Origin of the sequence: Microbacterium sp. CnD16-F, assembly GCF_024124465.1 — a bacterium.
GTDB lineage: Bacteria > Actinomycetota > Actinomycetes > Actinomycetales > Microbacteriaceae > Microbacterium > Microbacterium gawkjiense.
Genome location: NZ_JAMXSA010000003.1, coordinates 69,948 through 82,671, shown reverse-complemented (window position 1 = coordinate 82,671; position 12,724 = coordinate 69,948). Strand labels below are relative to the sequence as shown.

Annotated in this window: 16 protein-coding genes; 12 read left to right on the top strand and 4 right to left on the bottom strand. The window is 70.3% G+C overall.

The annotated features are described in order from the left end of the window. Window positions 1–49 precede the first annotated feature (49 nt). Window positions 50–310 (top strand): hypothetical protein, encoded by a 261-nt coding sequence (locus tag NH287_RS01715; protein WP_253034232.1) that lies wholly within the window; start codon window positions 50–52, stop codon window positions 308–310. 27 nt (window positions 311–337) lie between these two features. Here the strand turns inward: NH287_RS01715 and NH287_RS01710 are convergent, their stop codons facing one another. Genes NH287_RS01710 through NH287_RS01700 form a run of 3 tightly spaced genes read right to left on the bottom strand, consistent with a single transcriptional unit; the run spans window position 338 to window position 2,944 of the window. Then, window positions 338–1,519, bottom strand: coding sequence for an acetyl-CoA C-acetyltransferase (locus NH287_RS01710; RefSeq protein ID WP_253034231.1), 1,182 nt, complete (start codon window positions 1,517–1,519; stop codon window positions 338–340). Beyond that, complete coding sequence (locus NH287_RS01705; RefSeq protein WP_253034230.1) at window positions 1,516–2,169, bottom strand: 3-oxoacid CoA-transferase subunit B; 654 nt, start codon at window positions 2,167–2,169, stop codon at window positions 1,516–1,518. Before NH287_RS01705 ends, NH287_RS01710 begins: the two co-directional genes overlap by 4 nt. 1 nt (window position 2,170) lies before the next feature. Further along, on the bottom strand, window positions 2,171–2,944 hold the full coding sequence (locus tag NH287_RS01700; protein ID WP_064001903.1) for a CoA transferase subunit A: 774 nt from the start codon (window positions 2,942–2,944) through the stop codon (window positions 2,171–2,173). 102 nt (window positions 2,945–3,046) lie between these two features. Here NH287_RS01700 and NH287_RS01695 point away from each other — a divergent pair, with 102 nt between their 5' ends. Further along, a complete protein-coding gene (locus tag NH287_RS01695) occupies window positions 3,047–3,838 on the top strand; it encodes an IclR family transcriptional regulator (RefSeq protein ID WP_253034229.1) in 792 nt (263 codons plus the stop codon). Window positions 3,839–3,850: 12 nt separating this feature from the next. Here NH287_RS01695 and NH287_RS01690 read toward each other — a convergent pair whose 3' ends face one another. Next, window positions 3,851–5,266, bottom strand: a complete 1,416-nt coding sequence (locus NH287_RS01690) for an NAD(P)/FAD-dependent oxidoreductase (RefSeq protein WP_253034228.1) — start codon at window positions 5,264–5,266, stop codon at window positions 3,851–3,853. A gap of 148 nt (window positions 5,267–5,414) precedes the next feature. Between NH287_RS01690 and NH287_RS01685 the strand changes: the two genes are divergently transcribed. From NH287_RS01685 to corA, 10 genes are all read left to right on the top strand, one after another. Beyond that, on the top strand, window positions 5,415–6,251 hold the full coding sequence (locus tag NH287_RS01685) for an ABC transporter ATP-binding protein (protein ID WP_253034227.1): 837 nt from the start codon (window positions 5,415–5,417) through the stop codon (window positions 6,249–6,251). 7 nt (window positions 6,252–6,258) lie between these two features. Then, window positions 6,259–6,936 carry an ABC transporter permease gene (locus NH287_RS01680; protein WP_217530112.1) on the top strand — a complete coding sequence of 226 codons (678 nt, stop codon included), beginning with the start codon at window positions 6,259–6,261 and terminating at the stop codon, window positions 6,934–6,936. Next, window positions 6,933–7,652, top strand: a complete 720-nt coding sequence (locus tag NH287_RS01675) for an ABC transporter permease (protein ID WP_253034249.1) — start codon at window positions 6,933–6,935, stop codon at window positions 7,650–7,652. The genes NH287_RS01680 and NH287_RS01675 overlap by 4 nt, the downstream gene beginning before the upstream one ends. Window positions 7,653–7,691: 39 nt before the next feature. Then, entirely contained in the window at window positions 7,692–8,606 is a 915-nt protein-coding gene (locus tag NH287_RS01670) for an ABC transporter substrate-binding protein (RefSeq protein ID WP_253034226.1), read from the top strand. Window positions 8,607–8,609: 3 nt separating this feature from the next. After that, the gene (locus tag NH287_RS01665; RefSeq protein ID WP_253034225.1) at window positions 8,610–9,395 is read left to right on the top strand and encodes a glycosyltransferase family A protein; all 786 of its coding nucleotides are present in this window, start codon (window positions 8,610–8,612) and stop codon (window positions 9,393–9,395) included. Further along, window positions 9,392–10,210, top strand: a complete 819-nt coding sequence (locus NH287_RS01660) for an endonuclease/exonuclease/phosphatase family protein (protein ID WP_253034224.1) — start codon at window positions 9,392–9,394, stop codon at window positions 10,208–10,210. The genes NH287_RS01665 and NH287_RS01660 overlap by 4 nt, the downstream gene beginning before the upstream one ends. After that, a complete protein-coding gene (locus NH287_RS01655; RefSeq protein ID WP_217530119.1) occupies window positions 10,207–10,809 on the top strand; it encodes a hypothetical protein in 603 nt (200 codons plus the stop codon). Before NH287_RS01660 ends, NH287_RS01655 begins: the two co-directional genes overlap by 4 nt. Beyond that, window positions 10,797–11,009, top strand: a complete 213-nt coding sequence (locus NH287_RS01650) for a DUF2945 domain-containing protein (RefSeq protein ID WP_064001895.1) — start codon at window positions 10,797–10,799, stop codon at window positions 11,007–11,009. Before NH287_RS01655 ends, NH287_RS01650 begins: the two co-directional genes overlap by 13 nt. A gap of 255 nt (window positions 11,010–11,264) precedes the next feature. Continuing rightward, window positions 11,265–11,645 carry a hypothetical protein gene (locus tag NH287_RS01645; RefSeq protein ID WP_253034223.1) on the top strand — a complete coding sequence of 127 codons (381 nt, stop codon included), beginning with the start codon at window positions 11,265–11,267 and terminating at the stop codon, window positions 11,643–11,645. 73 nt (window positions 11,646–11,718) lie between these two features. Then, on the top strand, window positions 11,719–12,717 hold the full coding sequence (gene corA, locus NH287_RS01640) for a magnesium/cobalt transporter CorA (RefSeq protein WP_253034222.1): 999 nt from the start codon (window positions 11,719–11,721) through the stop codon (window positions 12,715–12,717). Window positions 12,718–12,724 lie beyond the last annotated feature (7 nt).

The following is a 12,724-nucleotide window of genomic DNA, read 5'->3' as shown; positions in this document are numbered from 1 at the left end:
AGGCTAACAACCGCCGCGACGGGGACTCACCCCCACTACCGTGGGTGGTATGCGCAAATACCTCTTCGGCACCGGACTCCTGTCGGCCCTCACCGGAGGGGTCACCCTGGTGCGCTCCGCGCGCAGCGAGGAGAGCTTCACCTGGCGCACCGCGCTGGCCTGGCTGAGCTGGGCGATCACGATGGCCCTCGCGATCGGCTCGGTCGTCGACACGCGACGCGCTTCGCGCGGCAAGCTCATCCCGCTCGACTCGCCGCGCGCCGACGACAAGAAGAAGCTTCTGAAGAAGCGCGTGTCGCGTCGGCGCTGACGCCGAGGAGCCTCACGGCGCGAGCCTCTACCGAGTGAGGATCAGCGCCTCGCCCTGACCGCCGCCGCCGCACAGCGCCACACCGGCCGCCCCGCTCCCGCGGCGGGCCAGCTCGTGCACGGCGTGCACGACCAACCGCGCGCCGGACGCGCCGATCGGGTGTCCGATCGCGATCCCGCCGCCGTGGACGTTGACGACCGCATCATCGACGCCGAGCTCGCTTCGGGACTGGGCGACGACGGCGCCGAAGGCCTCGTTGATCTCGATGAGGTCGAGGTCGGCGGCGGCCATGCCCTGCCGCCCGAGCGCCTGCGCCAGTGCCCGCGCGGGTTGCGAGTGGAGCGAGTTGTCGGGGCCGGCGACCTGACCGGCCGAGCCGATCACCGCGAGGATAGTCCACCCCTCGGCATCCGCCCGGGAGCGGGTCGTCACCACGACCGCCGCGGCACCGTCGGAGATCGGAGACGCGTTGCCGGCCGTGATGTCGCCGTCGGGCGAGAACGCGGGGCGCAGGCGCGCGAGGGTCTCGACGGTCGTCTCGGGGCGGACACCCTCGTCCCGCGTGAGCCGGAGCGGATCGCCCTTGCGCTGCGGCACCTCGACCTCGACGATCTCCGCGTCGAAGACACCCGCCTCCGCCGCAGCGGCCGCCCGCTGATGCGACAGCGCGGCGACGTGGTCCTGGTCCGCGCGGGAGAGTCCGAGCCCGGGGTTGCGGCGCTCCGTCGACAACCCCATCGACACGCCGTCGTAGGCGTCGGTGAGCCCGTCGACGGCCATGTGGTCGAGGACCTCGACGGAGCCGTACGTCCAGCCGTCGCGAGACCCCATCAGCAGGTGAGGGGCGCGCGTCATCGATTCCATCCCGCCGGCGACGACCACCGCGGCATCGCCCACGGCGATCATCCGCTTCGCGTCGATGATCGCCGTCAGCCCCGACAGACACACCTTGTTGACCGACGTGGCGGGGACGTCCCAGCCGAGCCCGGCGCCGACCGCGGCCTGACGTGCGGGATTCTGCCCCGAACCGGCGGCGAGCACCTGCCCCAGGATGACCGCGTCGACGGATGCCGGGGCGACGCCGCCGCGCTCGAGGGCGCCGCGGATGGCGAGGGCGCCCAGTTGCGGTGCGGTGAACGGGGCGAGCTGCCCCTTCAACCGGCCCTGCGGGGTCCGCGCCGCCGCCACGATCACGATGTCTTCGGTCATGCTCCCACCTTCACATCCTGCGCGACCACGAGCTCGGGCTCGGTCGCATCCTTCACGCCCTGCACGGTGACCCCCGGTGCGGTCTCGACCAGCACCAGCCCCTCGGACGTCACGTCGATGACGGCGAGATCGGTGATGATCCGGTCGACGACACCGCGACCGGTGAGCGGCAGCGAGCAGTCCGTCACGATCTTCGGCGACCCGTCACGGGCCGTGTGCTCCATGAGCACGATCACCTTCGCGGCGCCGTGGACGAGGTCCATCGCACCGCCCGGGCCCTTCACCATCTTCCCCGGGATCATCCAGTTCGCGAGGTCGCCCCGGGCCGACACCTGCATCGCGCCGAGGATCGCGGCGTCGATCTTGCCGCCGCGGATCATCCCGAAGCTGAGCGCGGAGTCGAAGAACGCCGATCCGGGAAGGGTGGTCACCGTCTCCTTGCCCGCGTTGATGAGGTCGGGGTCCACCTGGTCCTCCGTCGGGTACGGGCCGACGCCGAGGATGCCGTTCTCCGACTGGAGCACGACGGTCACGCCGTCCGGGATGTGGTTCGGGACCAGCGTCGGAAGCCCGATCCCCAGATTCACGTAGGCGCCGTCCGGCAACTCGGCCGCCGCTCGCGCCGCCATCTGCGTCCGTGTCAACGCCATCTCACTCCCCCTCCGTCGCGACAGTGCGTCGCTCGATGCGCTTCTCGATCCCTGTGCCCACCTCGACGATGCGGTGCACATAGACGCCGGGCAGGTGCACCGCATCCGGGTCCAGCTCGCCGGGTTCGACGAGCTCCTCGACCTGCGCGATGCAGATGCGGCCGGCCATGGCGGCCAGCGGGTTGAAATTGCGGGCCGCCTTGTTGAAGACGAGGTTGCCGTGCCGGTCGCCGCGCAGCGCGTGGACGAGGGAGAAGTCCGTCGCGATGGCCTCCTCGAGGACGAACTCCCGGGCTTCACCGCGGACGTCGAAGCGACGGACGTCCTTCGGCGGGGATGCCACGGCCACGCCGCCGGCGCCGTCGTACCGACGCGGCAGACCACCCTCCGCGACCTGCGTGCCGACGCCCGTCTGCGTGTAGAAGGCGGCGATGCCGGCCCCGCCGGCGCGCAGCTTCTCGGCGAGGGTGCCCTGCGGCGTGAGCTCGAGCTCCAACTCGCCGGAGAGGAACTGGCGCTCGAACTCCTTATTCTCGCCCACGTACGACGAGGTCATCTTGCGGATGCGGCGCGCTCGCAGCAGAACACCGAGACCCCAGTCGTCCACTCCGCAGTTGTTGGAGACGACGGAGAGGTCCGTCGTCCCCTGTGCGAGCAGGGCGTCGATGAGGGCGATCGGGTTGCCGGAGAGGCCGAAGCCGCCGACGGCGATACTCGCGCCGTCGGGGATGTCGGCGACGGCGTCGGCCGCCGAGGGGACCGTCTTGTCGATCACGGTGCACTCCTTCGTGTCGTTGCTCCCAGCATCGACGTCGGAGGCCCCGGACCGCGAGCGGTCGGTTGCGATGTGGGACGCTCCGCGCCTAGGGTCCACGATGTGGAACACCCCTCGTCGACCGTCCCGGGAGCGCAGGCCATCGCGCGGGCGGCGCGCCTGCTCCGGCTCGTCAGCGCCGCCGGCGCGGAAGGCCGCGGTGTGCGCGAACTCGCCCACGAGGCATCCCTCTCCCGGTCGACGGCGCACCGCCTGTTGACCGCCCTGCGCGCCGAGGGCCTGGTCGATCAGGACGAGCGCACGGCACGATGGCTGGCCGGACCGGAACTCTTCCTCATGGGCGCGGCCGCCGCGCCCCGCTACGACATCACGCACGTCGCCGGCGACATCGTCCGATCGCTCGCGGTGAAGACCGAGGAGAGCGCGTTCCTGTCCGTCCGGCGCGGCGATGAGACCGTCTGCCTCATGCGCGAGGAGGGGTCGTTCCCGATCCGGTCGTTCGTGCTCAGCGAAGGAATCCGCTTCCCGTTGGGCGTCGCGTCCGCGGGGCTCGCGATCCTCTCGTTCCTGCCGCAGCCCGAGGTCGACGCCTACCTCGGCCGCCATACCGACCTCGCCGCGCGGTGGGGTGATGTCCACGATGCGGATCCCCTGCGCGCACGCATCGGGGAGACCCGGGACCGCGGTTACGCGGTGAATCCGGGGCTCATCATCCCGGGATCGTGGGGGCTCGGGGCAGCCGTGTTCGATCAGGAGGGGCGGCCCGCCTGGGCCCTCAGCCTCACCGGCGTCGAGTTCCGCTTCGGCCCGGACCGCCTCCCCGAGTTGGGGCGTCTGCTGCTCGCGCACGCGCACCAATTGACGACCCGCATCCAGTCCGTCCGCCGTCGATGACGACGGCGGCGGTCACAACCCCGCGGTCTCGAGCCAGCGCAGCCACACCTCGCTGACGGTCGGGTACGCGGGGACGGCGTGCCAGAGGCGGTGCAGCGGGACCTCGCCGACGATGGCGATCGTCGCGGCATGGAGCAGCTCGGCGACATCGGGTCCCACGAACGTCGCCCCGACCAGCACGCCGCGCTCCGCGTCGATGACGGCCCGTGAGCGCCCTTCGTACCGGTCGGAGTGGGTGCTCGCCCCCGCCACCCAGGACAGGTCGTAGTCGACGACCTTCACGTCGATGCCGGCGTCACGAGCGGATGCCTCGGTGTGTCCGACGGCGGCGACTTCGGGCTCGGTGAACACGACCTGGGGAACGGCGCTGTGGTCGGCGGTGGCCGCCAGCGCGCTCCAGGCCGACGTGTCCACGTCGTTCGACGCGGCGCGCCGCGCGATGACGTCGCCGGCGACACGGGCCTGGTATTTGCCCTGGTGGGTCAGCAGGGCCCGGTGATTGACATCGCCCACCGCGTACAGCCAGTCGTTCCCGGGGACGCGCATCGTGTCGTCTACCCGGATCCACGATCCCGCCTCGAGTCCGACGTGTTCGAGGCCGAGGTCTTCGGTGCGGGGCACACGACCCGTCGCCACCAGGATCTCCTCCGCTCGGACGACGGAGCCGTCATCCAGAGTGACACTCACCCCGTCGGAGGAACGGGCGACGTGCTCGACACCGCGCCCGGCGAGGACGGTCGCGCCCGCGCCCGTCAGGGCGGCGCCCACGGCCTCGCCCGCGAAGTCCTCGAGTCCGCCGAGGAGGGTGGACCGGGCGATCACGGTCACGTCCGAGCCGAGGGCCGTGAAAGCCGTCGCCATCTCGAGCCCGACGACGCCGCCGCCCAGGATGATCAGCGAGGACGGCACGGTGCGGACCCCCGTCGCCTCGCGACTGGTCCAGGGTGCGGCATCCTGCAATCCGGGGATGTCCGGGATCAGCGCTGCGGAGCCGGTGCAGACGGCGACCGCGTGCCGAGCCCGAAGCGTCGTCGTCTCGCCGTCGGCCGCGGTGACGGTCACCTCCCGCTCCCCGGCGAGGCGCCCGTGGCCGCGCACCAGGTCGATCCCCGCACCCTGCAGCCACTCGACCTGCGACGTGTCCTGATAGTCGTGCACGATGCGGTCCCGGCGCGCGAGCACGGCGGCGACATCGACCCCGCCGGTCACCGCCTCCGCGGCGCCCGCGACGTCGCGGGCCGCGCGAAGCGCGGCGGGCGCACGCAGCAAAGCCTTCGACGGCATGCACGCCCAGTAGGAGCACTCGCCTCCGACGAGTTCGCTCTCGACGATCGCAGCGGTGAGACCACCTCGTATCGCGCGGTCGGCGACGTTCTCACCGACGGGTCCTGCTCCGATGACGATGAGGTCGTATTCGCGTGTGCTCATGCCCTCACGCTAGTGACACCAGGCCCGCCCGGGACCGGAACGGGCGCTCCATCTGCCATACCCGCCATGTGACGTCAATGGTCGCGGAGGATTGCCGGGATGTCGGGGGCGTGTGGTTGGCTGAAACACCGGCCGAAAGGACCCCTCCATGGCGATCGAGTTCCGATCCGTCACCAAGCGCTTCGGCGATGGACCCGCCGCGGTCGACGATGTCACCCTCGAGATGCCGGCCCGCAAGACGACGGTCTTGGTGGGGTCGTCGGGGTGCGGCAAGACGACGCTCCTGCGCATGATCAACCGCCTCATCGAACCGACGTCGGGCGACATCACGATCGACGGCGAGTCGATCCACGCCAAGGACGCCGTCCAGCTGCGGCGGAGCATCGGGTACGTCCTCCAGAACGCCGGCCTGCTCCCCCACTACACGGTGGCGGACAACATCGCGACGGTGCCCGTGCTCACCGGACAGACGAAGGCGGCCGCACGGCGTCGCGCGCTCGAGCTGATGGAGGTCGTCGGCCTCGACGCCGCCTTCGCCGACCGGTATCCCGCGCAGCTCTCCGGCGGTCAGCAGCAGCGCGTCGGCGTCGCGCGCGCCCTCGCCGCGGACCCCAACATCCTCCTCATGGACGAGCCCTTCGGCGCCGTCGACCCCATCGTCCGCAAAGAACTGCAGGCCGAGGTCATCCGGCTGCAGCGAGAACTCGACAAGACCATCGTCTTCGTCACGCATGACATCGACGAGGCCTTCCTCCTGGGCGACCAGGTCGTGATCCTGCAGAAGGGCGCACACATCGCCCAGCGCGGCACGCCCTCGGAGATCATCGAATCCCCGGCCGACGACTTCGTCGCGACTTTCATCGGCACCGACCGCGGAGCGCGCGCGTTCCGCGCCAAGCAGACCCCTCGCGGTACCGTCCTCGTGGACGGCGCGGGACGCACGCAGGGAGTGCTCGTATCGGATACGGCCGAGGATCCGAGGTGACCTCCCCATGAACTGGGTCCTCGACAACCTGGACCTGATCGGTCGCCTGACCGTCGCCCACCTCCGACAGAGCACGATCGCGATCCTCGTCGGGTTCGCCGTCGCGGTGCCGATCGGTTGGGCGGCGTTCCGCTACACGCGGCTGCGCGGCACGGTGCTGGGTGCGGTCGGCATCCTCTACACGATCCCGTCGTTCGGCCTGTTCGCGCTCATCAGCGCGATCAGCGGCATCCCTCTGCTGTCCGAGACCAACCTCGTCGTCGCGCTGACCATCTACGCGGTCGCGATCATGACCCGGTCGGTCACGGATGGACTCGCGTCGGTCGAGTCCAGCGTCCGCAACGCCGCGATCGCAGTCGGCTTCGGTCCGTGGCGGCGCTTCTGGACGGTCGACTTCCCGCTGGCGGGCCCCGTCATGCTGGCGGGCCTGAGGGTGACGGCCGTCTCGACGATCTCGCTCGCCACCGTCGGCGCACTGATCGGCGTGCAGAACCTCGGGTACCTGTTCACGAACGGATCGCAGCGGAGGATCCTCCCCGAGGTCTTCGCGGGCGTGCTCGCCGTGGTGATCATCGCCCTCGTCATCGACGCGCTCCTCCTGCTGGCCGGACGCGCGCTGATGCCGTGGACCCGACGAACCTCGCCCCCGCGGTCGCGGGCACGGATGCGGGAGGTCGCCGCATGAACGTCTTCCTCGACGCCTTCGCCTGGATCTTCTCGCCGGATCGCACGACGGGATACCTCCCCCTCGGCGAGGCGATCCTCCAGCACCTCGGCTTCACCTTCGGCTCGGTCGCCCTCGCTGCGCTCGTCGCCGTACCCGCCGGATGGGCCATCGGGCACACCGGTCGCGGACGCGAGATCGCCGTCTTCCTCTCCGGCGCCGCCCGGTCGCTGCCCTCCCTCGGCCTCGTCGTCCTGCTCTACCTCCTGATCGGCGTGAACTTCAAGGAGCAGGCCGCCGTCGTCTCCTTCGTTCTCCTCGCCATCCCCTCGATCCTCGCGGGGGCCTACGCGGGGATCGAGGCGATCGAGCGCACGACGATCGAGGCGGGGCGCGCCGTCGGGATGACGCCGATGCAGGTCCTGTGGAAGATCGAGATCCCCCTCGGACTGCCGCTGCTGATCGGCGGCATCCGCTCCGCTGTGCTGCAGGTCGTCGCGACGGTCACCATCGCGGCCTACGTCGGCCTCGGCGGACTCGGCTTCGCCCTGATTCAGGGCATCCAGACCCGGAATCCGGCGCAGATCCTCGGGGCGTCGATCGTCGTCGTGGTCCTCGCCCTCGTGCTGGACGGCGTGTTCGCGCTGCTCCAGCGCATCCTCGTCCCCCGCGGCGTTGCCGTCCAGCGATCCGCGCCGCGCCGCCTGCGGCCTCGCCCGTCCCCCCAACCCGCCTGACTCACAGCAGCACGACCCCTATCCCACCCGGAGGCACCCATGTCCATCACCCGCACACGCATCCTGCCCGCCCTCGGCCTCGCCGCCGTCGCCGCCCTCGCACTCTCGGCCTGCGGGTCGAGCGAGTCCCTGCAAGGCGGCGGATCGGGCGGCAACGGCGGAGGCGAGGAGTCGTCGACGATCGTGATCGGTTCGCAGCAGTACTACTCGAACGAGATCATCGCCGAGATCTACGCCCAGGCTCTCGAAGCCGCCGACTTCACCGTCGAGCGCAACTTCTCCATCGGCCAGCGCGACGCCTACATGCCCTCGCTCGAGGACGGATCGATCAACCTCTTCCCGGAGTACACCGGCAACCTGCTGCAGTACTTCGACAAGGACGCCACGGCGACGACGCCCGACGATGTCTACGCCGCGCTGCAGGACGCCCTCCCGGACGGTCTGACCGCGCTCGACTACTCGCCGGCGACCGACCAGGACTCGTACAACGTGACCGCGGCCTTCGCCTCCGAGAACGACCTCACCGAGATCGGCGACCTCGCCGGCATCGACGGGCTGAAGCTCGGCGGCGCGCCTGAGCTGGAACAGCGTCCCTACGGCCCCACCGGGCTCAAGGACGTCTACGGCGTGGATGTCGCTTTCGAGGCGACCGCCGACACCACCGTCGACGAGCTCGTCGCCGGCAACATCCAGGTCGCCAACGTGTTCAGCGCCGACCCGCGCATCAAGACCGATGACCTCGTGACCCTCGAAGACCCGAAAGGCCTCTTCCTCGCGTCCAACGTCGTGCCGATCGCGAGCTCGGACATCTCGGACGAGATCGCCGACGTGATCAACGAGGTCAGCGCCGCAATGTCGCCCGAGGAGCTCGTCGCGATGAACGTCGAGTCCTCCGTCGACCAGCGGAACACCGAGGACATCGCGAAGGACTGGATCGCCGACAACCTGAGCTGATCCGTGCGCACCGAGGGCCCGCGGGCCGCCGCATCCGTCTCCGTCGTCATCCCTGTGAAGGACGACGCGGACGAGCTGCGACGCTGTCTGCGGGCCCTCGCTCTGCAGACGAAGCGGCCCGATCAGATCATCGTCGTGGACAACATGTCCTCCGATGAGTCCGCAGAGGTCGCCCGCTCGGCGGGCGCCGACGTGATCCACTGCGACCGGCCCGGCATACCGGCTGCGGCAGCCGCCGGCTACGACGCGGCGTCGGCCGACCTCATCCTCCGACTGGACGCGGACTGCGTTCCGGCGGGGTCGTGGGTCGCTGCCATGAGCAGCGCGGCCGACGCGCACCCCGAGGCCTCCGTGTTCGCCGGGGGCGCGCGGTTCGTGGACGGACCCCGCCCGCTGCGGACGCCGCTGGCGAGCGTCTACCTCGGCGCGTACGCGATCGTCCTGCTCCCCGTCCTCGGCCACGTCCCGCTGTTCGGCTCCAACCTCGGTCTGCGGCGCGACGCCTGGCGGCGCGTCAGCAGCAGCGTCCACCGGGACGATCCCGAGGTGCACGACGACCTCGACCTGTCGTTCCACCTCGGCGAGCACCACCGCATCCGCCTCGTCCCCGGCGCCGCGATGGGGATCTCGATGCGGCCCTTCACCTCCGCATCCGCGTTCCGTCGGCGGGTGCGCCGCGGCGTCCGCACCGTCGTGATCCACTGGCCCGCGAGCTTCCCGCCGGTCCGCTGGGCGCGTCTCGCGATGCGACGCGCGGGCTCCGCGGTCGCTCGGCGGGTGACCCGGTGAACCGCCTCCTCGGCGCCGTGGAGGCTCCGCTCCTCCACATGATGACGCTGAACGTGCGTCGTCCGATGCCCTCTCTGCTCTCTTCGCCGTCGGATCGCTGGGCACGCCGCCGCCCCGCCCTCGTGTCGATGCTCCGGCGGGAGAGCCCCAGCATCCTGTGCACCCAGGAGGTCCTCCCCGGTCCCGCGGCGGAGATCGCCGCCGCCCTCGGACCGTCGTTCGCGCGGATCGGCGTGGGGCGTCGACGAGGCGGGCGCGGGGAGGGCTGTCCCGTGTTCTTCGATCGAGACCGGCTCGAACCGCTCCACCACCGCCAACGCGCCCTGTCGGACACACCCGACGTCCTCGGCACCCGGTCCTGGGGCAACCTCGTGCCCCGCATCGTCACGGTCGGCGTCTTCCGCGACCGCACCACCGGTGCACGCTTCGCCGTCGTCAACACGCACCTCGACCCCTTCTCCGCGCGGTCCCGGATGCGCGGGGTGGAGGCCATCCGCACCGAGGTGCGCGGCACCGGGCTCCCGACCCTCGTCTTCGGCGACATGAACAGCGGCGCCGAGTCCGATGCACTCCGCGCCCTGCGCGCCGGCGATCTGCTGACGGACACGTGGACGGTCGCCGCGGAGAGGGTGACCCCCGCCTGGGGCACGTACGCGGGCTACCGCGCACCCGTCCGCGACGGCAAGCGGATCGACGTGATCCTCGCAACGTCGGACATCGAGGTCGAACGGGTCGGGATAGACGCGCGAACCGAGGACGGGATCGCGCCGAGCGACCACCTGGCCGTCCATGCCGCTCTCGAGGTGCCGCGATGAGGGAGGACTTCCTGCGCCCGCCGGCGTCGCCGGCGGAATGGGCGGCTGACGGCATCCGTCTCCTCGGCCTGATCAGCGTCCTGGCCGCCTTCGTCTGGTGGACTCCGACGGATGCCGGGATCCTCGCACTCGCACTGCCCGCCCTCCTCGTCCCGCGCCTGCTCGGTGTGCTTCCGTGGTTCGACGTCCTCTACGGAGTGACCGTCAGCGTCGCCGCGTGGAGCAACGTCCTCGACCTGTACCGGTCGATCGCGTGGTGGGATCTCGTCGTGCACTTCGTGGCGACGGGCATCATCGCGTCGATCGGGTACGTCGCCCTGCAGCGATCCGGCGTCCTCCCAGACCGGCCCCGGCGGCGCACCGCGATCGTCCTCCTGCCGACTGTCGGGCTCGCCATCAGTGCGATCTGGGAGATGGTCGAGTGGCTCGGGAAGACGTTCGTGGACTCCGAGATCTTCGTCACCTACCCGGACACCATCGGGGACATGGCCGTGGGAGGGGCGGGCGCCCTCCTGATGGGGCTCGTCCTCGCACGGATCCGCATCGACCGAGCCGCGAGTCACGCGGCGGACAGGAAGGACGCATCATGGCAGCGTTGAAGAAGGGCGACCGGGTCAGCTGGAACACCTCCCAGGGTCGCACCCACGGCACGATCGTCGAGCGGAAGACGAAGGACTTCACCTTCGACGGGCAGGACTTCACCGCGTCCAGCGACGAGCCCGCCTACATCGTGGAGTCCGAGAAGACCGGGGCGAAGGCCGCGCACAAGGGCTCCGCGCTGTCGAAGCTCTCCTCCTGAGGCGGAGCCGGCGGGGGGTCTCCCCATGGATCGGCCCTCGGGCGATTCCTATCCTCGGACCAGGAGGTGGCGCGATGGGCATGATGTCGCCGAAGTGCCTCGTGTGGGTCATGGAGAAGCTCGGCTTCGAGTGGCCGGACACCGACGAGGACGAGGTGCGCAGGGTTACCCCTCCTTCTACAACCAACCCGGTCAGGTCTCCACCCGCGTCCCCAGCGCGGAGATGCCCCCGATCCCGTGAGCCGAAGGAGAGTCGTGTCCACTGATCCGACGACGGAACTCATCCGTGCGATCGTCACGAACATGCAGGGCGCTCGCGACGACTGGAAGTCACTGGCAATGGTGATCAGCCTCGGCGGGGGGCGACTGAGCGAGACGTCGGGCTACGCCTACTCCCCGGACGGAACCGTCTCGGCGGTCGCCTCACGCCCCTCGCAGATCAAGCCCGCCGTCGACGCCTACCTCGCCGACCGCTACCCCGAGGGCGCCGAGCTGCCCGCGAAGTTCCTGCTGCAGTTCGACCGCGACGCCAAAGCGTACGAGATCACCTTCGAGGACGCCGACCCGATGCGATGGAAGGTGACCCCCGACAACGTCGAGGCGATACGGCAGGAGCTCAAGCCGAACCTCGGCTGACTCCCGGCCCGTCCGCGCACCGCGGCGCGGCGCGGCGCGGCATCCTCCCCTCTCGACCGCGGAGAATCGACCCATGCCCATCGTCGACAACGCCGTGTACGTAGACGGCCGCCGGATCCAGGACCCGGTGAACCTCAGCGAGACCTTCGAGCACATGCGCGACCACCACGGCATGGCGTGGATCGGCCTCTACCGCCCGACCGAGGAGGAAGTCGCCGCCGTCGCCACGGAGTTCTCCCTGCACCCGCTCGCCGTCGAGGACGCCCTCGCCGGGCATCAGCGCGCGAAGCTCGAGCGGTACGGCGACGTGCTGTTCACGGTGCTGCGACCGGCGCGGTACGACGACACGACGGATTCGGTGGACGTCGGGGAGCTGCACGTCTTCGTCGGTCCCGAGTTCGTGGTGACGATCCGGCACGCGGACTCGCCGGACCTCACGCAGGTGCGGGCGAGGATGGAGCACCAGCCCGAACTGCTCCGCATGGGCCCGGAGGCGGTGCTGTACGCCATCCTCGACCAGGTGGTGGACGAGTACTCCCCCGTGCTCGCCGGGGTCGAGAACGACATCGACGAAATCGAGGAGACGCTGTTCAGCGGGTCGGATGCCGGGCTGTCGCAGCGCATCTACACGCTGGCGCGCGAGGTGATCGCCCTGCACAAGTCGACGCTCCCGCTCGACGACATGCTGCAGCGGCTGCTGCAGGGGTCCGAGAAGTACAAGGTCGACATCGAGTTGCAGCGCTCGCTGCGGGACGTGTTGGACCACGTCATCCGTCTCAACGAGCGCATCGTGGCGTTCCGCTCGATCCTCGACAACGCCCTGACCGTGCATTCGACGCTCGTCACCCAGCGGCAGACCGACACCTCGCTCGAACAGAACGAGCAGGTCAAGAAGATCTCGGGGTGGGCGGCGATCCTGTTCGGACCGACCCTGGTCGGCACGGTCTACGGCATGAACTTCGACCACATGCCCGAGCTGCATTGGACCTTCGGATACCCCATGGCCCTCGGCTTGATGGTCGCGAGCTCGGTCGTGCTCTATGCGGTCTTCAAGCGCAAGATGTGGCTCTGACCGGGGC